The sequence below is a fragment of the Halomonas sp. AOP25-F1-15 genome (genome assembly GCF_052378675.1).
Lineage (GTDB): Bacteria > Pseudomonadota > Gammaproteobacteria > Pseudomonadales > Halomonadaceae > Vreelandella > Vreelandella casei.
Genome location: NZ_JBQSXV010000004.1, coordinates 181,223 through 203,027, shown reverse-complemented (window position 1 = coordinate 203,027; position 21,805 = coordinate 181,223). Strand labels below are relative to the sequence as shown.

The 21,805-nt window shown below is 55.6% G+C and carries 16 protein-coding genes; 12 read left to right on the top strand and 4 right to left on the bottom strand.

The window, feature by feature from the left end; all coding sequences use genetic code 11:
- Nucleotides 1-182: 182 nt before the first annotated feature.
- From ACT3TF_RS09255 to csiR, 3 genes are all read right to left on the bottom strand, one after another.
- A complete protein-coding gene (locus tag ACT3TF_RS09255) occupies nt 183-1,412 on the bottom strand; it encodes a CaiB/BaiF CoA transferase family protein (RefSeq protein WP_444672083.1) in 1,230 nt (409 codons plus the stop codon).
- Nucleotides 1,413-1,479: 67 nt separating this feature from the next.
- Nucleotides 1,480-2,658, bottom strand: a complete 1,179-nt coding sequence (locus ACT3TF_RS09250) for an acyl-CoA dehydrogenase (RefSeq protein WP_096282008.1) — start codon at nt 2,656-2,658, stop codon at nt 1,480-1,482.
- A 163-nt stretch (nt 2,659-2,821) separates the two neighbouring features.
- Entirely contained in the window at nt 2,822-3,556 is a 735-nt protein-coding gene (gene csiR, locus ACT3TF_RS09245) for a DNA-binding transcriptional regulator CsiR (protein WP_193062795.1), read from the bottom strand.
- A gap of 342 nt (nt 3,557-3,898) precedes the next feature.
- Here csiR and ACT3TF_RS09240 point away from each other — a divergent pair, with 342 nt between their 5' ends.
- Genes ACT3TF_RS09240 through ACT3TF_RS09230 form a run of 3 tightly spaced genes read left to right on the top strand, consistent with a single transcriptional unit; the run spans nt 3,899 to nt 7,452 of the window.
- Nucleotides 3,899-4,870, top strand: coding sequence for a TAXI family TRAP transporter solute-binding subunit (locus ACT3TF_RS09240; protein ID WP_096282006.1), 972 nt, complete (start codon nt 3,899-3,901; stop codon nt 4,868-4,870).
- A gap of 18 nt (nt 4,871-4,888) precedes the next feature.
- Nucleotides 4,889-5,401 (top strand): DUF1850 domain-containing protein, encoded by a 513-nt coding sequence (locus tag ACT3TF_RS09235; RefSeq protein WP_193062793.1) that lies wholly within the window; start codon nt 4,889-4,891, stop codon nt 5,399-5,401.
- Between the two features lie 32 nt (nt 5,402-5,433).
- Nucleotides 5,434-7,452, top strand: coding sequence for a TRAP transporter permease (locus tag ACT3TF_RS09230; protein ID WP_096282004.1), 2,019 nt, complete (start codon nt 5,434-5,436; stop codon nt 7,450-7,452).
- A gap of 113 nt (nt 7,453-7,565) precedes the next feature.
- Here ACT3TF_RS09230 and ACT3TF_RS09225 read toward each other — a convergent pair whose 3' ends face one another.
- Nucleotides 7,566-10,094 carry a penicillin-binding protein 1A gene (locus ACT3TF_RS09225; protein ID WP_193062789.1) on the bottom strand — a complete coding sequence of 843 codons (2,529 nt, stop codon included), beginning with the start codon at nt 10,092-10,094 and terminating at the stop codon, nt 7,566-7,568.
- 190 nt (nt 10,095-10,284) lie between these two features.
- Between ACT3TF_RS09225 and pilM the strand changes: the two genes are divergently transcribed.
- From pilM to gltB, 9 genes are all read left to right on the top strand, one after another.
- A complete protein-coding gene (gene pilM / locus ACT3TF_RS09220) occupies nt 10,285-11,262 on the top strand; it encodes a type IV pilus biogenesis protein PilM (RefSeq protein WP_444672082.1) in 978 nt (325 codons plus the stop codon).
- 16 nt (nt 11,263-11,278) lie between these two features.
- Entirely contained in the window at nt 11,279-11,812 is a 534-nt protein-coding gene (locus ACT3TF_RS09215; protein ID WP_225734354.1) for a PilN domain-containing protein, read from the top strand.
- Nucleotides 11,809-12,468, top strand: coding sequence for a type 4a pilus biogenesis protein PilO (locus ACT3TF_RS09210; RefSeq protein WP_444672081.1), 660 nt, complete (start codon nt 11,809-11,811; stop codon nt 12,466-12,468). Before ACT3TF_RS09215 ends, ACT3TF_RS09210 begins: the two co-directional genes overlap by 4 nt.
- Nucleotides 12,465-13,028, top strand: a complete 564-nt coding sequence (locus tag ACT3TF_RS09205; RefSeq protein WP_193062783.1) for a pilus assembly protein PilP — start codon at nt 12,465-12,467, stop codon at nt 13,026-13,028. The genes ACT3TF_RS09210 and ACT3TF_RS09205 overlap by 4 nt, the downstream gene beginning before the upstream one ends.
- A gap of 116 nt (nt 13,029-13,144) precedes the next feature.
- Nucleotides 13,145-15,139 (top strand): type IV pilus secretin PilQ, encoded by a 1,995-nt coding sequence (gene pilQ, locus ACT3TF_RS09200; RefSeq protein ID WP_444672080.1) that lies wholly within the window; start codon nt 13,145-13,147, stop codon nt 15,137-15,139.
- Nucleotides 15,139-15,723, top strand: coding sequence for a shikimate kinase AroK (aroK, locus tag ACT3TF_RS09195; RefSeq protein ID WP_096281997.1), 585 nt, complete (start codon nt 15,139-15,141; stop codon nt 15,721-15,723). The genes pilQ and aroK overlap by 1 nt, the downstream gene beginning before the upstream one ends.
- Nucleotides 15,720-16,826 (top strand): 3-dehydroquinate synthase, encoded by a 1,107-nt coding sequence (aroB, locus tag ACT3TF_RS09190; protein ID WP_444672079.1) that lies wholly within the window; start codon nt 15,720-15,722, stop codon nt 16,824-16,826. The genes aroK and aroB overlap by 4 nt, the downstream gene beginning before the upstream one ends.
- 245 nt (nt 16,827-17,071) lie before the next feature.
- Nucleotides 17,072-17,323 carry a hypothetical protein gene (locus tag ACT3TF_RS09185; RefSeq protein WP_441684394.1) on the top strand — a complete coding sequence of 84 codons (252 nt, stop codon included), beginning with the start codon at nt 17,072-17,074 and terminating at the stop codon, nt 17,321-17,323.
- A gap of 10 nt (nt 17,324-17,333) precedes the next feature.
- Complete coding sequence (gene gltB, locus ACT3TF_RS09180) at nt 17,334-21,776, top strand: glutamate synthase large subunit (RefSeq protein ID WP_441684395.1); 4,443 nt, start codon at nt 17,334-17,336, stop codon at nt 21,774-21,776.
- Nucleotides 21,777-21,805: the final 29 nt, after the last annotated feature.

Genomic DNA, 21,805 nt, shown 5'->3' with positions numbered 1-21,805 from the left:
GACGGTAAATCTATCTTACGCAGCCACTTCATGACAATAAATCACACCACTCATGCGCTATGTATATATTTTTTATTAAAGTATAATTAATTTTTTTACCGATAATGGTTGCGTGCCCAAATAGACACAAAAAAGGCGCCTGGTGAGGCGCCACAAAGGGGAAGATATTTCATCAGTGCGGGCTAAATAATGCCCGCCTCACGAAGAGCGGTGCGCTGCTCTGGTGTAATGCCGAGCTCATCCAATACGTTTTCGGTATGTTCACCCAGGTGCGGTGGCGCCGTTGAGGCACTCATTTGCTTACCGTTGAAGCGAATGGGGTTGGCTACCAAATCTACGTGGCCTGCCTGGGCGTGGGGCAGGGTTTGCTTAAGCCCGCGAGTTTTGACGTGGGGGTCGTCAAATACTCGGTCTAGCGTATTAATCGGGCCGCAGGGTACGCCTACCGCTTCAAAGGCAGCGAGCCATTCATCGGTGCCGCGTTGAGCCAGTGCCGCTTCCAGCTGTGGAACCAGCAATGCGCGCTGGTTAACCCGTGCGCCGTTAGTCGCGAAGCGCGGGCCTTCAGCCAAGCTTGGCAGTGACAGCACGGTACAAAAGCGCTTGAACTGTTCGTCATTGCCAACAGCGACAATAATATGGCCGTCCTGGGTGGCAAAGGCTTGATAGGGCACGATATTAGGATGAGCGTTACCTAGTCGCTGAGGCACATTGCCCGAGGTTAGATAGTTAAGCGCCTGATTGGCGAGCACGCCGACCTGCACATCCATGAGCGCCATATCAATGTGGCAGCCAACGCCGCTATCACGGCGTTGATAAAGCGCCGCAAGCACCGCGTTGGCGGCATAAAGCCCGGTAAAAATGTCGGTAAATGCTACGCCGCTTTTGACCGGGCCGCCGCCGGGTTCATCGTCTGGCTTACCCGTCAGGCTCATGATGCCGCCCATCGCTTGGATCATAAAGTCGTAGCCCGCGCGGTGGGCGTAGGGGCTTTCCTGACCAAAACCGGTAATTGAGCAGTAAATCAGTTTGGGGTTTAGCGCCTGCAGGCTCGCGTAATCCAGGCCGTAACGCTTTAAACCGCCCACTTTAAAGTTTTCTATCAGCACATCCGATTGAGCGACAAGTTGCTTAATCACCGCTTGGCCTTCGGGCTTGGCCATATCGACGGTTACTGAGCGCTTGCCACGGTTAGCGCACAGGTAATACGCCGACTCTTCTGTGCCAGCCAGCCAAGGAGGGCCCCAATGGCGGGTATCATCACCACTGCCCGGGCGCTCAATCTTAATCACATCCGCCCCCATGTCCGCGAGCATTTGTCCACACCATGGCCCGGCCAGCACCCGAGAGATATCGAGTACTTTAATCCCGGCCAGAGGCTTGGTTGGCTCGCTTAATAGAGGCTTGCTCATAACAGCTGCTTCCTTGGCTAATGACGATTAAAGGCTATTGTTCAGAGTTCTATTAAGCCTAAGTCTATTAAAAGAACGACTGAATGCCCGTCTGCGCACGGCCTAGAATCAAGGCATGCACGTCGTGAGTACCTTCGTACGTATTCACCGACTCTAAGTTGACCATATGCCGAATGACGCCGTACTCGTCGGAAACACCGTTGCCGCCGTGCATGTCACGGGACTGGCGAGCGATATCCAGCGCTTTGCCGCAGTTGTTACGCTTGATCAGCGAGACCATTTCCGGCGCCCAGTTGCCGCTGTCCATCAGGCGGCCAACCTGCAGCGCTGCCTGCAGGCCCAGGGTAATTTCGGTCTGCATATCGGCCAGTTTTTTCTGGATGAGCTGATTAGCAGCTAGCGGGCGGCCAAACTGCTTGCGGTCCAGCGTGTATTGACGCGCGGCGTGCCAGCAGAACTCAGCGGTGCCCATGACGCCCCAAGCGATGCCGTAGCGGGCTTTGTTCAAACAGCCAAACGGGCCTTTCAGACCGCTGACGTTAGGCAGCAGGTTCTCTTCAGGAACGAAGGCGTTGTCTAGTACGATCTCACCGGTAATCGAGGCGCGCAGCGATACTTTGCCTTCAATTTTGGGCGTACTGAAGCCTTCAGTGCCGCGCTCAACGATAAAGCCTTTAATCTGGTTGTCGTGAGCCGCTGACTTGGCCCATACCACCGCGATATCGGCAATAGGGCTGTTGGTGATCCACATTTTGGCGCCGGTTAGGCGATAGCCGCCGTCGACTTTCTCTGCGCGCGTAATCATGCCGCCCGGGTCTGAGCCGTGATCGGGTTCGGTCAGGCCAAAGCAGCCAATCATCTCGCCGCTGGCAAGCTTGGGCAGGAATTTTTGCTTCTGTTCTTCAGAGCCGTAGGTTTCGATGGGGTACATCACCAGCGAAGACTGCACGCTCATGGCTGAGCGGTAGCCAGAGTCAACGCGCTCAACTTCACGAGCAATCAAACCATACGCGACGTGGTTAACGCCCGCGCCGCCGTACTCTGGGGAAACGGTGGCACCAAGCAGGCCAAGTTCGCCCATCTCGCTCATGATTTCACGATCAAAGCGCTCTTCGCGGAAGGCAGTTAGCACGCGGGGCTGAAGATTTTCTTGGCAGTAATCATAGGCTGCATCACGAATCTGGCGCTCTTCGTCCGTCAGCTGTTGTTCCAGTAGCAGCGGGTCGTCCCAGTTAAAATGCGTCATGGCGTAAATTCCTCGATTCGTTATGCAGGCGCTATAAATCGCCCACAGCAATGGATTGGCTGCAAAGTAGCATAAGGCCAATGTATCGCCGTTAATTTAAAATATCTACATTTTTTTAAAACGCAGAATTTATTTTGGAAGTGACACGCTTAAACCGACATGCTTATTCGATGCCGCGCGCTTTGAGAACGCGGGTAATAATCGGAACCGGTGTCATCAGGTGGTCGCGCATCAGGGTGCCGGCCTGAGCGGTGTCGCGGGCTAAGATGACATCCACCAGCGCTGAGTGCTCTTGGCGCTTAAGTTCTAGCGCCTGGGGCGACATCACGGTTTCTTGCAGCCACAGGTGGCGGTAGCGCTCTACCTGATCAAACAGCGTGTTGCGCATCTGCAGCAGGTGAGGGGAGTTGCAGCCGCTGGCAATCGCGGTGTGAAAGGCTTTATGGCGCTGGTCCCAGATTTCGAGAAGGTCATCGGGCGTGTTGATGTCGGTGACTTTCGCTAATAGGTGAGCGGTAGCCAGCACCGTGGCTTCCCAGTCGTCGTCGCCGCGCTCTATGGCTAGGCGCAGAATCAGCCCTTCAAGCTGGGCACGGGCATCGTAAATATCGTTGAGCTCGGCCAGCGACATCGGGGCCACGCGATAGCCGCGTTGGCTGATCGCCACCACTAAGCGGTCTGCCACCAGTTGGGAAAGCGCTTCGCGCAGCGGCCCGGTGCTCGCGCCGTAATGTTCTTTAAGGTGCGTCATTAGCAGCTTTTGTCCCGGCGCATAGCAGCCGCGAATAATGTCATGCTTAAGCTGACGATAAGCGCTGATGGCTAAATTTTGACGGGGGCCGCTTGGCGCGCTAATGTTTTTTTCCTTAAAGGTTGGCGTTTGACTATCGGGTTCCATTTCAGTATGGCTCCTGAGCGAGTAGCGGTACATTGTGAAAGATTGTCAGCTATTATCAATAAATATTAACTATTTGGCAGAGGTTAAGAGATTACTAACGTATTTCAGCATTGTTGTCGGCGGATTATTTCTGATGACCATGCTGACATTGCTCGCGGTTGTGGGCGTTGTGATGTTGTTAAACGTTAATAATGGCCAATTAGCATCTAACGCTTAAGCCGTGCTAACTTCTCCTCCACCGCGTTTGCTTAGCCGTTTGATTGCCCGGCAGGCGCTGGGGCTCCAAAACCTCCTTTATCGTCAACCATACCTATAAGTCCAAGCAGGACGGAGGAAATGCTCATGCGAACTCTACGCTCTCTATACACCACAGCAGCTGCCGCATCGTTGCTCGCGGTCGCGCTACCCGCTAGCGCCCAACAACTTTCAATTGCGACCGGTGGCACCGGCGGCGTGTATTACCCTATCGGCGGTGGTTTCGCTGAAATGATCAATAACCATATCGAAGGGGCTCAGGCGACGGCGGAAGTTACTGGTGCGTCGGTTGAGAATATGGGGCTGATCATGCGCGGCGACGCGGATTTAGCGCTGGCGCTGGCTGATACGGTCTATCAGGCGTACACCGGTACCGGTGACTTTGACGGGCGTCAGGTCGAAAATACCCGTGCGCTGGCCTCTGTGTATCCCAATGCCGTGCAGCTGGTTACGCTAGCAGAGTCGGATATTAAATCGATTGCAGATTTGGCCGGTAAGCGCGTTTCTGTGGGCGCACCGGGCAGCGGCACTGAGCTTAATGTGCGTGCGTTGCTTGAATCCAATGGCGTTGACTACGAAGACTTTACGCCTCAGCGCCTTAACTTCAATGAAACCGCCGATGCGATTCGCGATGGCGATATCGACGCTGGTTTCTGGAGCGTAGGGCCGCCCACCAGTTCAATTCTTAACCTAGCCGCCACGCGTGATATTCGTCTTATTGGCTTCTCTGACGAAGAGATTGCTAACGCGCAGGCAGAAGAAGAGGTGTTTGCACCGTATGAGCTAGCCGCCGGTATGTATGACGGCATGGATGAAGCGGTTCAGACGATTGGTATTCCTAACGTATTGGTGGTTAACGCCGATATGGACGAAGAGTTGGCGTATCAGCTTACCCAGCTGCTGTTTGAAAACACCGACGAGCTAATTGCTGTTCACCCTGCTGCTAATGACACCACCGTTCAGTTCACTATGGACTCTACGCCGGTGCCGTTACACCCAGGTGCGCTGCGTTATTTCGAAGAAGTTGGCGCTGACATCCCGGATCGCTTGCGTCCGTAACGGCTAAAGGACACCACCATGCAGTGGCAACATCGACTGGTGGCGCTACTGATTGCATGTTTACCATTCGCCGAAGCGGGGGCTTCCCCCGCTTCGGCGACGCCGTTTATGCGATTAGCAGTGACAACCGAGCAAGGCGACGTCTTGGTGGATGAAACGGTCCCTCTTGGCGGCCGCTGGTGTATTAAGTGGCAGCACTCTGTGGAGCACTTCACCGTACTTGACTGCTATCGAAATGCGGCAGGCGTGATGCAGTTAGAGCGTAGCCATCAACCTGACTTCGCTGCAGGGCTTGGGCATATCTTTGGCCGTGGAGAGCAGGTCTCAGACGGTGAAGGTGGTTACTGGATTAATGCGATTGACGAGCCTGTCGCCAATAATCGCTATCTACTAAGAGTCGGCTCGCCTGCCGTCAATCATCGAGTGGTGTGGCCAGACGGCGAGCATCCTCAGGTAAGCTTGAGCGCCCTCGCCGCTGGGCAGCGCGTGACCATTCAGCTAGCCGCTCCTCACGCCTCCCCGCGTGAATAAAAACGACATTAGTTAACGCTTCCGAGGACTTCATGAACGAATCCAATCAACCGCCGACCGTAATACCAGGCGGTAATGTGATTCAACCCCGCATGGTGCTGTGGTTGATCACCATTGTGGCGGTGGGACTTTCCCTTTTTCAGCTGTATTCCGCAGGTATCCAGCCGTTAGGGTTGTTTTATCAGCGCAGTATTCACCTGGCATTGATCATGATGCTGGCATTTTTAATGTTTCCAGCCTTTGGCCCCACCAGTAAACGTGGCGTCGTTGGGTGGGGAGTTGATCTCGTATTTCTAGCCGGGGCGATCGTCACCGGCGGCTATTTAGTGTTCAACCTGGATGAGATTTTCAGCCGAGCAGGTTTTTGGAGCAGTACCGATATTCTGGTCGCCTGTATTGCGACCGTGACGGTGCTAGAAGCGAGCCGTCGCGCGGTGGGTTTCGGCATGACCGTGATCGGCTTGATTGCCATTGTGTATGCCTTTGCCGGGCCGCGGGGCGAGCTGCCGTGGTTGGGCGAGTGGATGCCGGGCATCCTGGAACATCGCGGCTATAGCATTGACCGCGTGGCTGGCCAGCTTTACTTGGGCCAAGAGGGTATCTTCGGCCTGCCGCTCGGCGTGGCGGCCACCTATATCTTTATCTTTGTACTGTTTGGCGCTTTTTTGGAATGTACTGGTGCGGGTAAGTTCTTTATAGACATGGCGTATGCCGCCACCGGTCGCCAGCGCGGCGGGCCGGCCAAGGCTGCGGTGCTAGCCTCCGCGGGCATGGGATCTATTTCCGGCAGCGCGATTGCCAACGTTGTTACCACCGGCGCGTTTACTATTCCGCTAATGAAAAAACTGGGCTACAAAGCCAAACAGGCGGGGGGGATTGAAGCTGCGGCCTCAACCGGTGGGCAGATTATGCCGCCGTTGATGGGGGCGGGTGCTTTCTTGATTGCCGAGTACACCAATACGCCGTACTTGGACATTGTGAAAGTCAGTATTTTGCCGGCGATTATGTATTTCTCGACGGTCTATCTGTTTGTCCACATCATTGCTCTTAAGCAAGGCATGCAGGGGCTGCCGAAAGAAGAGCTGCCGCAGATGCGCCAAGTTCTGAAAGATGGCTGGCACTTCTTGCTGCCGCTAGCCGTGCTGGTCTGGCTGCTGGCGCTGAGTATGTCGCCTATGCGCGTGGGCTACTATGCGGTGGTCACCATGGTAGCCGTGGCGGTACTGCGCTATGCGCTGTGGTTTTTCTTTGTGGCGCCGAGCCAGGGTCAGCCGGTAACGTCGACGTCGATTAAAAACGTTATCCGCGCGGGATTTGCCAAGCTTATTGAAGGTTTAGAACTCGGTGCGCGCAACGCGGTGTCCGTCTCAATGGCCTGCGCGGTTGCCGGTATTATCGTTGGCGTTGTGGGTTTAACCGGTTTAGGCCTGAAATTCTCGTCGATGATGCTGGCCTTCTCTGGCGGCAATATCCTGCTCGCGCTGCTGATGGTGCTCTTGGCAAGCTTAGTACTAGGCATGGGCCTGCCGGTAACGGCGAGCTATATCGTGCTGATTGTGTTAGTTGGCCCGGCGCTTACCCAGGAGTTTGGGATCCCGCTGCTGGTCGCTCACCTGGTGGTGTTCTGGTACTCCCAGGACTCTAACGTGACGCCGCCCATCGCCTTGGCAGGTTTTGCCGGGGCGGCGATAGCCGGCAGTAAACCGATGGAAACGAGCTTCCAGGCGTGGAAGTTTGCCAAAGGGCTGTACCTGATTCCGCTGTTTATGGTGTTCAACCCGGAAATCATCATGGGTGGGCCTGTGCCCGTTGTCATCTGGAACGGCATCATAGCCATCCTGGCATTAGGTGCTTTTGCAGCGGCCTTGGAAGGGTATCTGTTTACGCGTATGTCGTGGCTACCTCGCCTGGCGATTACGGCGGCGATTATTGGGGTGTTCTATCCTAACCTGATGACCGAGATTGCCGGTGTTGTGGTGATGATTGTGGTCATTGGCGCTAACTGGCTGGCCAGTAAGCGCCAGCCGCAAGCGCCTGTCGTTAATGGCTAATAACTAATGGCGATAGCCGCAAAGACGCTGAGTAAGTAATAAAAAAAGGCCCGGAGATATTCTCTCCGGGCCTTTTCGCTATTGCGCCGTGGCGTAGGGATTATCCGCTAGCGTTAGAAGATTGACTCTGCTGTGCCTGAGCCTTGCGAGCCACTGGCTTCTTCCAGCTCGCGACTGATGCGGCGCTGCTGGTAGTCCGGCAAGTGATCACGATGGAACAGCTCGGTGAGGCCGCCTGGCTGGTCGTCAGTTAAGCGACGGCCAGTATCCGGATCAACGCGCGCAGTCACAATCGTATCAGGGCGTTCTGGCACGGCAAGCGGCGTGCCTTCCAGCGCATCACCCATGAACTCTACCCAAATCGGTAAGGCGGCACCGGCACCATACTCAGCGAGGGTTTCGTTGCTGTCTTTACCGACCCACACCGTGGTGACGAGATCGCTGTTAAAGCCCGCGAACCATGCGTCGCGCAGGCTGTTCGTGCTGCCCGTTTTGCCCACGATGTCTTCACGGTTCAGGCTTAGTGCACCGCGGCCAGTGCCCGAGGTGATAACGTCACGCAGCATGTCGCGCAGAATATAAACGGCGGCCGGGTCGGCTACCCGTTTGGCGATGGGGTATTCGCGGCCATCAATTTCTACCGTTTCCTGATCCTCTGCACAGCTTGGGCAAGCCACTTGAGGCGTCGCTTCATCAATCAATTCGCGATCATCGTTGCGGGTAACGCGTTCAATAAACCAGGGCGCCACTTGGAAGCCGCCATTGGCAAGAACGGCGTAGGCGTTGGTCATCTCCATGGGCGTTAAGCTCGCGCTGCCTAGCGCTAAAGCCAATCCATGTGGCAACCGGCCTGGCGCAAAACCGAAGCCTTCCAAGTAGTTAATCGTGTGATCTAAGCCCATCGTCTGCAGGACGCGGATAGTCACTAGGTTGCGTGAACGAGCCAGCGCAGGGCGTAATCGCATCGGCCCTTGGAAGTCTCGGCTAGAGTTCACCGGGCGCCATAAAGAGTTGCTGCCGTCGTCGAGTACTACCGGCGCGTCATTGACCACGCTTGCGGCATTCATCTCGCCATCTTCAAGGGCCGCCAAATAAATGAATGGCTTGAAGATAGAGCCTGACTGGCGCTGAGCCTGTACCGCGCGATTGAACTTGCTGGCGTTAAAGTCAAAGCCACCTTGAAGCGCGAGAATCGCGCCGGTGCGCGGGTCTTGGGCGACCAGCGAGCCTTCGGCATCCGGGCGTTGAGAAAGGCGCAGTGAGCCATCTTCATTCTTAATCACGCGAATCATGTCGCCACGGACGGCAATTTGATCCGCCGAGCTGGGTTCTGCCCCACGGCCGCGTGGGCTAAGGTACTTTTGTGCCCAGCTTAAACCCGCCCATGGGATCGTTTGTAGCCCGTCGTTGCGGGTAAGTACTTTCATTTCCCGGCCGCTGCTTTCTACTACGATGGCGGGTTTCAGCAGGCCGTAGTTGGGCGTGCGTTCAAGTACTTGAACCCAGTTACTGACGTCGCCATCAATCCCTTCGACTTCCGTTTGGCTACGCTGGGCGGCCTGGCGGGCGGTTTGACGAATTTCGGGTGACTCAGAAAGCTCCTCTTCAAGGCCTTGAGTTGCGGTTTGCTCTTGCGCTTCGACTAAGCTGGCAGCAATTTCACGCTGCTCTGGCCCGCGCCAGCCATGGCGCAGGTCATAGGCGGTCAGACCATCGGCGAGTGCTTTTTGAGCAAAGGGCTGTAGCTCGCTATTAATAGTGGTGTAGATGCGGTAGCCGCCGGTATAGGCGTCATCGCCAAAGCGCTCAACCGCGTACTGACGCGCCATTTCTGAAACGTAGTCAGCATCAACTTCGGTTTGCGTGTAGTGACGGCGGGCAGTCACCGGATCCTGAACCGACGATTGATAGGTGCTCTCGTCGATATAGCCTAACTCGCGCATGCGAAAGAGAATCCAGTTGCGTCGAATAAGCGAGCGTTCTGAATTCGCCAGAGGGTTGAACGCGGAGGGCGCTTTGGGTAACCCCGCAATCATCGCCGTTTGCGCGAGAGTCAATTCAGCCAGTGGCTTGTCGTAGTAGGTTTCAGAGGCAGCTGCGATGCCATAGGCACGGTTGCCCAAGAAAATCTTGTTAACGTAAAGCTCGAAAATTTCTTCTTTGCTGAGCACTTGCTCCATTTGCAGCGCCAGCAGAATTTCACGAATCTTACGTGTAAAGGTTTGATCCAGTGTCAGCATGTAGTTACGGGCGACCTGCATGGTGATGGTCGAGCCGCCTGACTGGATAGACCCACCACTGCTAACTAGCTCCACTGCGGCCCGGGCTAAGCCACGAGGGTCGACGCCGGCATGATCAAAATAGTTGGTGTCTTCGGCAGCGACCAAGGCATTGACCATATCCTGCGGAATTTCATCGAAGTCGACCGCCACGCGCCGCTCCTCACCAAATTCGCCAATCAGCTTACCGTCTTGCGTAAAGATTCTCAGCGGAGTGTGCAGCTCAAAGTCCTGCAGTTGACGAACGTCGGGTAAGCCCGGCGCAAAATAAATAGCCGCAGCCACCACGGCCAGCACGGTGGCGCCGACCAATGACACGATGAGAAAAAATAGCGACACAATAAGGGTTCGAAGAAACGTCATGAACAAAGAGCACCCTGGAGAGAATAAAAAGATCGGCGTTTGAACGGCCGCATCATGTAATTGGCTGCCATTATAGGAAGCTGAGGCGGCGGCCACCAGTGTTGATATGTTGTAAGTTCGTTCGCGTGAGTCTTAATTAAAAATAAGGTAACCTCGATTCACGTGATCAGCAGGTGGAGCTTGACCTACTATGCGCTTTATGAAATCCGATAAAGGGTTGATCGGTATAGACATTACGTCGGCGAGTGTAAAACTGCTGGAGCTAGCGCAGTGCCGCGGTAGTTACCAAGTAGTCAGTTATGCCGTTAAACCGCTGCGCGAAAGTACGATAATTGAACGTCGTATTCGTGACATTAATGACGTTACCAGTACGCTGAAACGCGCTTTAGACCATGCGCAACCCCATACGCGTCAAGCCGCCGTCGCCATTCCTGCGAGTGCGGCCATCACTAAAACGCTGAGTTTTCCTATCGAGCTGCGTGAAGACGAGATAGAAGAACGCATTATGGCCGAATACGACCGCCATGTTCCTTTTCCGTTCAATGACGTTGCTTTTGATTTTAAATGCCAGGGCCCTGCGCCGCTTGATGAAGGGCAGCAGCAGGTGGGCCTGGTGGCCTGTCGCCACCGCGACGTTATCCAGCTTGCTGAGACGTTAGAGTGCGCAGGTCTTGAGCCTGCGGTTGTGGACGTTGACACCTTTGCTTTGGCGCGCTCGCTGGGTGAATTGCGTGGCCAAACGCACGCAGGTGATTCAGCTGGCGATGTTGGTGTGGCCTGTATTGGCGTCGTCGATATTGACGCTGCAACGCATGTTTTTCACGTCTTGCATGGCCAGCATGTTGTCTATAGCCGCAGTACGGCGTTTGACGATAGGCCGCTAACTAGCCCTTTACTCGAAGCCATTGCTCAGCAGGTTATGCGCGCCTTACAGCGCTACCACATAAAGGCGCATCAGCAGCCAATACAACATATCGTTTTGGCCGGTGTATCAAGCGTCATGCCTGGCCTGGCTGAACGTATTGCTAACCATAGCGGTACGCCGGTCACCATCGCTAATCCCTTTCAGCACATGCAGGTCAATAAACGTTTAAATCTTCAAGCCCTGATGAATGATGCGCCGACGATGCTAACCGCCGGTGGCTTAGCGATGAGGGTGAATCAATGAGAGTCTGCCTGTGAAGATGGCTATTAATCTGCTGCCTTGGCGGCAGGCACAGCGTGAGCGGCGAACGCGACAATACTATGTCGCTGTGGCGGTCATGCTGCTAGTAGGCGTGGTGATTGGGCTGCTCATTTCTCAATTTTATCAGCTTAAGCTGGCCGCTCAGCAGCAGCGCAACGCGCTTATTAGCAGCCACATTGAGCGTCTGCATGCGGATATTGACAGCGTATCGCGCGTGGAGCGCGATGCTGCGCGGCTAAACGAGCAAATAGCCGTTTTTCAAGCGCTGCAGTCTACGCGCACCGATACCGTGCACCTGTTTAATAACGTGGCGAATAGCGTCGTGAGCGGCGTGGTCTATCAGCGGCTCTCGAGAAGCGATAATAGCATCAGCGCAACGGCGGTTGCGGGCAGCGCCCGGCAGGTGTCCGAGCAGCTTCGTCGTATTGCCGCACTATCGGGCTTGGGCGTGCCAGTGCTTTCGGCGCTGGAGAGTGAGCAGGACGGCGCGGGCCGCGTGTTTCATTTCGACGTTGAACAGGCGGCGCTATGAGTTTTCAGCGCAACCACTGGGCCATTGAATGGCAACGCTTGCGCGAGATTGACTGGCGAGGGTTAGACGTCAAAGAAGCCGGTAACTGGCCGTGGCTATTAAAGGTTTTGAGCTGCGGTGTAACGCTGCTAGTGGCGTTGGGCGTGATGCTATGGCTAACGGTGAGTGAACAGCGCGATGCCTTCATGGCCGCGCAGCGCCAGGAAGTCCGGCTGTTAAGTGAATACCGCAGCCGAGTGTCTGAAGCCGCCTTCTTGCCGGAACGGCGTGACCAGTTGGCCGTCTTAGAAGCGCAGGTGGCGCACTTTCACACGATGCTTCCCCGCGATGCGGAAATCCCCTCACTGCTCGATAGTATCAGTGATGCCGCGGCGGATAGCCGCCTGATAATTGACACTATCTGGCTGCGCCCTGCGTTGGAGCAGCCGCACTATATAGAGCAGCCGCTGGATATTCAGGTGCGCGGCGGCTATCACCAGCTGGCGCGTTTTATCGCCGATATCGCGTTACTGCCACGCATGGTAACCCAGCATGACTTCACCTTGGCGCCCGTTGAGGGGCACGGCGATATGCTGCAGCTGTCGCTCCTTGCCCGCACCTATCGCTATCCCGAAAACAGTGTTCAGCCACTGGATGAGGGGGCCGAAGTGCTATGACGCCAAGGCAACAGCAGCGACTTGTGAAGCATGCCGCGCCGATGGTGATGTTGTTGAGTTCAGCGGCCTTGCTGATGGGGTGTGTGGAGCCTGATTTAGACCCATTGGCCCAGACGCTGTCTGATATCCGACAGTCGCCGGTAGGCGAGCCGCCATCAATAAGCGTGCTAGAGCCTGAAAGCGCTTCGTTAGACTACTTATATAGCAATCAGCGCAGCCCCTTTTTGGTGCCACAGGCGACAGCTGAGGATGGCAATCAGCGCAGCGGCCGTGTGCAAGCGCCGAACCCACAGCGTGCCTCGCAGCCATTAGAGCAATTTCCTCTGCAAGAGCTTCATCTGGTGGGCACGATGGCAATGGCGGGGCGCCGAGTAGCGTTAATTGCATCGCCCGATGGCGCCGTGACCAGTGTTAAAGAAGGCGACTACATGGGCACTAACGATGGGCGAATTGCACAAATAGACGCGCAAGCACTGTATCTCACCGAACAGGTGCTTACTCAGCAGGAAGGTTGGCAGGAGCGACAGGTATCGCTCGTCATTATCGAAGACGACTTGTAACTGGATAATAGCTTATGACAGTGACCGCTTGGCGACGAAGATTCTTTGCGAAGATAGCCGCACGCTTGCCTCCGCTATTGGCTTCATTATGTATAGCAATAGGCGCATCCGTATCGATGGCGTTGCCTTCATGGGCCGCTGGGTCGGTGTTGACCGATATCGACGTGCTGCCTGCGCAAAGCGAAGGGATTAACGTTGATCTTTATTTCTCCGGCGGCGTGCCCGAGCTGCGCAGCTATCGTTTAACGGCGCCACCTCGGGTCACGCTTGATTTGGCCGCTACGCAAAATGGACTCGCCCATCGGCGTGTTGACGTGAATCGCGCTGGCATTGAGCGGATCGTCGCCCTGGAAGGCAATGGGCGAACGCGTCTGGTCGTTAATCTGCGCGAGGCGCAGAGTTTCACTTCGAGCGTGCTGGAAGGTCGTCTACGTATTCGCTTTGAGGCTGACCCTCATGGCGCTAATAGCGAAGCTGCCGCGGCGCTTGAAACCGACGAGGGGCCGCATATAGAAAACATTGATTTTCGACGCGGCCAGGACGGTGCCGGTCGGCTCATTGTTACCTTTGATCGTGAAGATGTTGACGCCAGCGTGGTTGAAAATAGCGCACAGGCCGTGCTCGTTGAGCTGCCCGGTGTCTCCCTCCCTGACGCACTGAATCATATCTACGATGTCACTGATTTTACCACTCCAGTCACGCGCATTACGCCTCGATCAGAGCCGCGCAGTACCCAGCTAGTGATCGCAACGGAGGGGGCTTTTGCGATGATCTCCTCGCAAAAGGGGCGCACGTTGACGGTCGATGTACAGCCGGGCAGCCAAGCGCCGCCTTCTGCTCAAACGCAAGAGAAGAGCTTTGACGGCGAACTGCTGAGTCTTAATTTTCAAGATGTTGAGGTTCGCTCAGTGTTAGCGACGCTGGCCCAGTTTACCGGCCTTAATCTGGTCACCAGTGATAGCGTGGCCGGACGCGTGACGCTTAATTTAAATGATGTGCCTTGGGATCAGGCGCTGGCGCTGATTTTACAAACCCAAGGGTTGTCGAGCCGTGAGCAGGGCAATGTGATATTGGTAGCGCCCGCTCATGAGCTGGCTGACTTAGAGCGCCAGGCGCTGGAAGCTCGCCATCAGCGTGAAACGCTGTTGCCACTGGTGACCGAGTTTATCGAAATTAAATATGCGCTGGCCGACGATTTGGCTCAGCTGTTAAGCGGGGGCGGAAGCGACGGCTTCGGGCTGCTGACTGAGCGTGGTCGGGTGAGCGTTGATCATCGAACCAATACGCTGTTAGTGCAGGATACCGCAGCGCAGGTGCGCGATATTGCCCGCACGATTGATCGCTTGGACGTCGCCGTTCGTCAGGTGCAAATAGAAGCGCGCATTGTTATCGCGCGGGACACCGCGTCGCGTGAACTTGGTATTAACTGGGGTATGTCGAGTACGCGAGGCTTTCAACAAGGCGATGATGGCGCATTTCGGCGGCGAAATATTAATCCCAATAACATTAACCGGGCGCAGGGCGGTCTGGCCGTTGACTTAGGGACGGCATCAGGGCGTGGCACCGGCTTTAGCTTTGGCTATTTGTCGGGCGATATTTTGTTGGATCTGGAGCTACGCGCCCTGGAAAGTGAAGGTAAAAGCCAGACTATTTCGCAGCCTAGAATTATTACCGCCAATCAGCGTACTGCCAGGATCAGCCAGGGTGAGGAACGCGCTTTCCAGCGCGTAGATGGCAATGACAATCTGGACACTGAGTTCAAAGAAGCCGAGCTTTCACTGGAAGTCACCCCGCAAATCACGCCGGATAATCGCATTATTATGGATCTGGTGATCAAAAATGATAGCTTTCGTGAATCAGAATTTGGCGGTGAGCCGCCGATTGATACCAATCAAATTGAAACCCAAGTATTGGTAGATAACGGCCAAACGGTGGTGTTAGGCGGTATTTTAACGACAGAAGAGCTTCGCCAAATTGCCAAGACCCCGCTCTTGGGCGACATTCCTTTGCTGGGTAGACTGTTTCGCTATACCGAAGAGAGCAATGAAAAGGTAGAGTTGTTAGTCTTTATTACTCCACGACTCCTTGACGATGGCTTGACGGTTCGCTGATGCAGGATTTACCTAATCTATTTCTTATTGGCCCCATGGGGGCTGGCAAAAGCACTATTGGTCGCCTGCTGGCGGCCGAATTGTCGCGCCAATTTTATGACAGTGACCACGCTATACAGGATCGGTGCGGGGCGGATATCCCGTGGATTTTTGATGTCGAGGGCGAACAGGGCTTTCGCCTGCGAGAAATCCATATGATTGATGAGCTGACCCAGCTTTCTTCCGTGGTTGTCGCCACTGGCGGTGGCGCGGTGCTGCGCGAAGAGAACCGCCGGACACTGCGTGATCGAGGTACGGTCGTATATCTACTCACGACCGTTGATCAGCAGCTCAAACGCACGGCGAAAGATCGCAATCGGCCGTTGTTGCAGTGCGCTAATCGTGAGCAGGTGCTCATCGATATGTTTGCTCAGCGTGATCCGCTTTACCGAGCGACCTCGGATATTGCCGTGCGCACAGACCGGCGCAGCCCCCGGGCGGTGGTGAATGAAATATTGCGACGGGTATACCGGTTGGTTGATCCCTTGGAGCCATCACCCGTCAATCACACTGCTGAAACGCTTAACCATAAGGTATTTCCATGACCGCTACTGTCGATGCACGGCGTACGCTTCACGTTGACTTAGGTGAACGCAGCTATCCCATTCATATCGATACGGGGCTCATTGGGCGCGCCGATGCTTTGACGCCCTATTTGGCCGGTCAGCAGGTGATGGTTATCACCAATGAGACGATCGCACCGCTGTATCTACACAAGCTCTGCGCTAGCCTGCCTGATGATGTCGAGGTGCGCACGCTGGTGCTGCCGGATGGCGAACAGTACAAAACCATTGAATACGTCAGCCGGATTTGGGATGCGCTATTGGAGGCAGGCTTTAATCGCCGCTGCACTCTGGTCGCGCTAGGCGGCGGGGTGATTGGCGATATGGTGGGCTATGCTGCCGCTTCCTATCAGCGTGGCGTCGCGTTTATTCAAGTGCCGACCACGCTACTTTCTCAAGTGGATTCGTCGGTGGGAGGCAAAACGGGCGTTAACCATCCGCTGGGCAAAAACATGATTGGCGCTTTCTGGCAGCCTAAAGCGGTGCTGGTAGATATCGAGTCGCTGAAGAGTTTGCCGCGTCGTGAGCTGTCGGCAGGGCTTGCCGAGGTCGTTAAATATGGGTTTATCCGTGACGAAGCCTTTTTAAGCTGGCTGGAAACCAATATGTCGGCGCTGCTGGATGTCACGCCCGATGTCATCGCCGAAGCCATCGCACGCAGCTGCCAAATCAAAGCGGATATCGTTGCCGAAGACGAAACCGAGCAGGGTGTGCGTGCACTACTGAATCTAGGCCACACCTTTGGCCATGCTATTGAGGCGCATCAAGGTTACGGCAACTGGCTTCACGGTGAGGCAGTGGGTACGGGTATGGCCATGGCCGCGACGCTTTCCAAGCAGCTAGGTTGGATTGATGAGGCGATGCTTGTCCGCAGCCTGGCGGTCATTGAACGTGCGGGGCTGCCGTTAACGGCACCGGCGAACATGTCCAGCGAAGACTTTTTAACGCGCATGCGGCTAGATAAGAAAAATATCGATGCCAAGCTGCGCCTGGTGCTGCTCAATAGCTTGGGCGATGCCTGCGTCAGTGACGCCACGCCGATGTCGGTATTACAAGCACTGCTGGATGACTATCCGCGCCGTTAGGTGGCGAAAGTAAGTGCATCAGTAAGTAAACAAGTAAGAACGTAAGCTCGTAAAGCCCGCCTTCCATTGTCGCTCTCTAAGCTAAGCGGCGATGAAAGGCGGGCTTTTTGGTGTTCGCTTCCCAGTCAATTAACGGTTTTTAAGGTAATCGGCATGCCTTATGCGCTATCGGCATGGGCTGAGCAAGCATTTTGAGACTAAAGTCTAATGGTGGTTATTTATCGTTTAAATACCGTTGTACGCACTTGCAAGTATTTGAAGTCTATGTATTTTTTCCTGAAGTGGTGATGCAAGCTCAGGATTTGAAAAGAGTTTTTCTAGCATCGGCTGCAAGTGGCGATTGCGCAAATAGGGTGCGAATCGCTATGCTGGCCGACCATTTTGTTTCAGCAGCGAAGGTGGGAAGCATCTCTTTTTGGGCGGGTAATAAACATTATAAAAAAAGCAAAACCTGCCTTTTTACCACATGCAAGCTGCTAAAAAAAGACCCTGACTAGAGGCGCGCCCATGAATAAAGGTCTTCACCAGCCTGGCGAATTTCGCGATAACTGTGGTTTTGGCCTGATTGCCCATATGGAAGGGCAGGCTAGCCACGACTTGTTGAAAACGGCCATTGAATCGCTGACCTGCATGACCCATCGCGGCGGTATCGCGGCCGATGGAAAAACCGGCGACGGCTGTGGTCTGCTCATTAAAATGCCTACGCCATTTATGCAGGCGCTTGCTAAAGAGGCATTTGATGCTGAGCTGGGCGAAAAATTTGCCGTTGGGGTGATCTTTCTACCTAACGATGACGCCCGTGAAGCGCATGCCCGTGACACGCTAACTCGCGAGTTTGAAGCGCGTGGGCTTAATGTACTGGGTTGGCGCGATGTGCCTACGGACGCCAGCGTTTGTGGGCCGATGGCGCTCGACTGCCTGCCGCGTATTCGTCAGCTATTTGTGCAGCCAGGCCAGGGCGAGCACTTCGACGTTGATCTGTTCATGGCTCGCCGCCGTGCCGAGCAGGCACTGCGCGACGAAGAAGATTTCTATGTTGCTTCGCTCTCGTCGGAAGTTGTCTCTTATAAGGGCTTGGTGATGCCGGAAGATCTGCCGGCGTTTTATCAGGATTTAAATGATCCGCGTTTAGAAACGGCTATTTGCGTGTTTCACCAGCGCTTTTCGACCAACACCGCGCCACGCTGGCCGCTGGCGCAGCCGTTTCGCCTGTTGGCGCACAACGGCGAAATCAACACCATTGAAGCCAACCGTGGCTGGGCAAACTCGCGTAAAGCGAATTTCGCTAACGAGCGCCTTCCTGATATCGCTGAGCTGGATGAAATCGTTAACACCGTCGGCTCTGACTCCTCCAGTATGGACAACATGTTGGAAGTGCTGCTGACCGGCGGCATGGAGCTGCACCGCGCGGTGCGGATGATGGTGCCACCCGCTTGGCAAAACGTAGAGACGATGGACGCCGAGCTGCGCGCCTTCTACGAATATAACTCGATGCACATGGAGCCGTGGGACGGCCCTGCTGGCGTGGTCATGACCGACGGCCGCCAGGCCGTCTGCATGCTTGACCGTAACGGCCTGCGCCCAGCGCGCTGGGTGATTACCAAGAATGGCTATATCACGCTGGCATCGGAAATTGGCACCTACGGCTATAAGCCGGAAGACGTGGTCGCCAAGGGCCGCGTTGGCCCTGGGCAAATGCTGGCGGTGGATACGCAAACCGGCGAAGTGCTGCATACGCAGGATATTGACGACCGGCTGAAGTCGGCCTATCCGTACAAACGTTGGCTTAAACAAGAAGCTAACTATCTAGAGTCGGCGCTGACCGAACTTGCGCGCTTCCAGACCATGGATACCGCCGCGCTTAACGTTCAGCAGAAGCTGTTCCAGATCAGTTTCGAGGAGCGCGATCAGATACTGCGCCCGCTGGCAGAAACTGGCCAGGAAGCGGTGGGTTCAATGGGCGACGATACCCCCATGGCGGTATTGTCGAGCCGTCCTCGCCTGCTGACAGACTTTTTCCGTCAAAAATTTGCCCAGGTCACCAATCCGCCAATCGACCCGCTGCGCGAAGCGATCGTAATGTCGCTGGAAACCTGCTGCGGCGCTGAGCTTAACGTCTTTAAAGCGACGCCCGAGCACGCGCATCGTTTGATTTTGACCACGCCGGTGCTGTCGCCACGTAAATTTACCGCGCTGGTCACCCAGGAAGACCCCGCTTTCGCCAGCCACACGCTTTCGCTGGGTTATGACCCCGAGCAGCAGAGCCTTCATCAGGCGGTTAAAGCGCTGTGTGCAGAAGCAGAAGCGCAGGTACGCGCTGGCAAAGTGATTTTAGTGCTTACCGATGCGGAGCTGGCGCAAGGGTTGATTCCTATCCAGGCCGCTTTGGCGGTCGGTGCCGTGCATTCTCATTTAGGTCATTTGGCGCTACGCCCCAATGCCAACATTGTGGTGGAAACCGGCTACGCCCGCGATGCTCACCAGATGGCGGTGCTGTTTGGTGTGGGCGCCACAGCGGTGTATCCGTGGCTGGCGTATCAGGTGATGGCTGATATGCATCGCACCGGCGAGCTGACTGGGAACCCGGCAGATGGCCGCGAAAACTATCGTAAGGGATTGCAGAAAGGCCTGTTTAAAATTCTTTCCAAGATGGGCATCTCGACGCTGGCTTCCTACCGTGGCTCGATGCTGTTTGAAGCAGTGGGGTTATCTGACGAAGTGATGGACCTGTGCTTTGTGGGCATGGCATCGCGCATTCAGGGCGCTGGTTTTGCTGAGCTTCAGCTGCAGCAGGCGCTGTTGGCGAAAGACGCTTGGATTCCCCGGAAGGGCATTTCTCAAGGCGGCATGTTCAAGTATGTCCATGGGCACGAATATCACGCCTACAACCCTGATGTCGTGATGTCGCTGCAGCAGGCGGTTCAAGAGGGCAGCTACGCTAAGTGGAAGAAATTTGCCCAGCTGGTGAACGAGCGTCCGGTAGCGACTATTCGTGACTTGCTCAAGCTTAAGCCATCAGAAACGCCGATTGCGCTTGATGAAGTAGAGCCCGTTGAAGACTTGCTGCCACGCTTTGACAGCGCGGGCATGTCGCTGGGTGCGCTCTCACCAGAGGCGCACGAAGCGCTGGCTCAGGCCATGAACGAAGCCGGCGGCCGCTCTAACTCGGGCGAAGGCGGTGAAGACCCTGAGCGCTATGGCACTATCCGCAGCTCCAAAATCAAGCAGATCGCCTCCGGTCGTTTTGGCGTTACCCCGGCGTATCTTGTGAATGCGGAAGTACTGCAGATCAAAGTTGCCCAGGGCGCGAAACCCGGTGAAGGCGGCCAGCTGCCCGGTGGTAAGGTCAATGCGTTGATCGCTCGCCTGCGCCACGCGGTGCCTGGCGTTACGCTCATTTCACCGCCGCCGCACCACGATATTTACTCGATTGAAGATTTGGCTCAGCTGATTTTCGATCTTAAGCAGGTCAACCCAGAAGCTCAGGTATCGGTGAAGCTGGTATCTGAGCCGGGTATCGGGACTATCGCCACCGGCGTTGCCAAGGCCTACGCCGACCTGATTACCGTATCGGGCTATGACGGTGGCACTGCCGCGAGTCCCTTAACGTCGATCAAGCATGCCGGTTCTCCTTGGGAGCTTGGCCTGCCGGAAGTGCATCAGGCGCTGCGTATCAACGGCTTGCGGGATAAGATTCGCCTGCAAACCGATGGCGGCCTAAAAACGGGGCTGGATGTCGTTAAAGCGGCCATTCTGGGGGCAGAGAGCTTTGGGTTTGGCACCGCGCCGATGGTGGCGCTGGGCTGTAAGTACCTGCGTATTTGTCACCTAAATAACTGTGCGACCGGTGTGGCCACGCAGGATGACTTCCTACGTGGCGAGCACTTCCGTGGCACCGTGGATATGGTGAAAAACTATTTCCGCTTTATCGCCGAAGAAGCGCGTGAGCTGATGGCCGAGCTAGGCGTGCGCCAGCTTACCGATTTGATTGGGCGCACTGACCTGCTCGAAGTGCTGGAAGGCAATACGGCTTCTCAGCGCAAGCTCGATCTTACCCCGCTGTTGGCGAATGACTTTGTGCCTAAAGATGCGCCGCAGTTCTGCAGGGTAAGCCGTAACGTGCCACATGATCCCGGCGCCAAGAACCAAGAGGTGCTGGCCGCGCTGAAAGACGCCATTGAGAACCGTTCGGGTGGTGATTTTAACTTCACCATTACCAACTGTGATCGCAGCGTAGGCGCGCTGTCATCGGGTGCGATTGCCAAGCGCTACGGCGATGAAGGGTTGGAGTCCGCGCCGGTGACCGCGAATTTCGTCGGTGTAGCGGGGCAGAGCTTTGGGGTGTGGAACGCACGGGGTTTGAATCTCTACCTCGAAGGCGATGCCAATGATTATGTCGGTAAAGGCATGAACGGCGGCAGTATCGTGATTATCCCGCCGAAAGTGAGCCAGTTTGAGAGCCATAAGACGGCCATTATCGGCAATACCTGCTTGTACGGCGCAACCGGCGGCACGCTGTTTGCAGCCGGCACGGCAGGCGAGCGCTTTGCGGTACGTAACTCCGGCGCGTCAGCGGTCATTGAAGGGGCTGGTGACCACTGCTGCGAATACATGACCGGCGGCTTGGTCTGTGTGCTGGGCGAGACCGGGGTGAACTTCGGTGCCGGTATGACCGGTGGGTTTGCCTATGTGCTCGATGAGGATCGCTCCTTCGTCGATAAGTACAACCACGAGCTGGTCGAAATTCATCGCGTCACCACAGAGGCCATGGAGGCGTATCGCCGCCATCTGCGTGAAACGATTGAAGCCTATGTGGCCGCGACCGGTTCCGCACGTGGCGAAGCCATCTTGGAAGACTTCAGTGACTACGCGCGCCACTTCTGGTTAGTGAAACCGAAAGCGGCCAGTTTGGGCAGTTTATTGGATCAGTCTCGGCGTCAGCCGCAATAACCCGATTATGCCGCTCATGCTGACAGGAG

What these genes read in the sequence shown, in the direction of transcription:
- ACT3TF_RS09255 (WP_444672083.1), bottom strand. Translation starts at nt 1,412, where the DNA reads ATGAGCAAGCCTCTATTAAGCGAGCCAACCAAGCCTCTGGCCGGGATT.
- ACT3TF_RS09250 (WP_096282008.1), bottom strand. Translation starts at nt 2,658, where the DNA reads ATGACGCATTTTAACTGGGACGACCCGCTGCTACTGGAACAACAGCTG.
- csiR (WP_193062795.1), bottom strand. Translation starts at nt 3,556, where the DNA reads ATGGAACCCGATAGTCAAACGCCAACCTTTAAGGAAAAAAACATTAGC.
- ACT3TF_RS09240 (WP_096282006.1), top strand. Translation starts at nt 3,899, where the DNA reads ATGCGAACTCTACGCTCTCTATACACCACAGCAGCTGCCGCATCGTTG.
- ACT3TF_RS09235 (WP_193062793.1), top strand. Translation starts at nt 4,889, where the DNA reads ATGCAGTGGCAACATCGACTGGTGGCGCTACTGATTGCATGTTTACCA.
- ACT3TF_RS09230 (WP_096282004.1), top strand. Translation starts at nt 5,434, where the DNA reads ATGAACGAATCCAATCAACCGCCGACCGTAATACCAGGCGGTAATGTG.
- ACT3TF_RS09225 (WP_193062789.1), bottom strand. Translation starts at nt 10,094, where the DNA reads ATGACGTTTCTTCGAACCCTTATTGTGTCGCTATTTTTTCTCATCGTG.
- pilM (WP_444672082.1), top strand. Translation starts at nt 10,285, where the DNA reads ATGCGCTTTATGAAATCCGATAAAGGGTTGATCGGTATAGACATTACG.
- ACT3TF_RS09215 (WP_225734354.1), top strand. Translation starts at nt 11,279, where the DNA reads ATGGCTATTAATCTGCTGCCTTGGCGGCAGGCACAGCGTGAGCGGCGA.
- ACT3TF_RS09210 (WP_444672081.1), top strand. Translation starts at nt 11,809, where the DNA reads ATGAGTTTTCAGCGCAACCACTGGGCCATTGAATGGCAACGCTTGCGC.
- ACT3TF_RS09205 (WP_193062783.1), top strand. Translation starts at nt 12,465, where the DNA reads ATGACGCCAAGGCAACAGCAGCGACTTGTGAAGCATGCCGCGCCGATG.
- pilQ (WP_444672080.1), top strand. Translation starts at nt 13,145, where the DNA reads ATGGCGTTGCCTTCATGGGCCGCTGGGTCGGTGTTGACCGATATCGAC.
- aroK (WP_096281997.1), top strand. Translation starts at nt 15,139, where the DNA reads ATGCAGGATTTACCTAATCTATTTCTTATTGGCCCCATGGGGGCTGGC.
- aroB (WP_444672079.1), top strand. Translation starts at nt 15,720, where the DNA reads ATGACCGCTACTGTCGATGCACGGCGTACGCTTCACGTTGACTTAGGT.
- gltB (WP_441684395.1), top strand. Translation starts at nt 17,334, where the DNA reads ATGAATAAAGGTCTTCACCAGCCTGGCGAATTTCGCGATAACTGTGGT.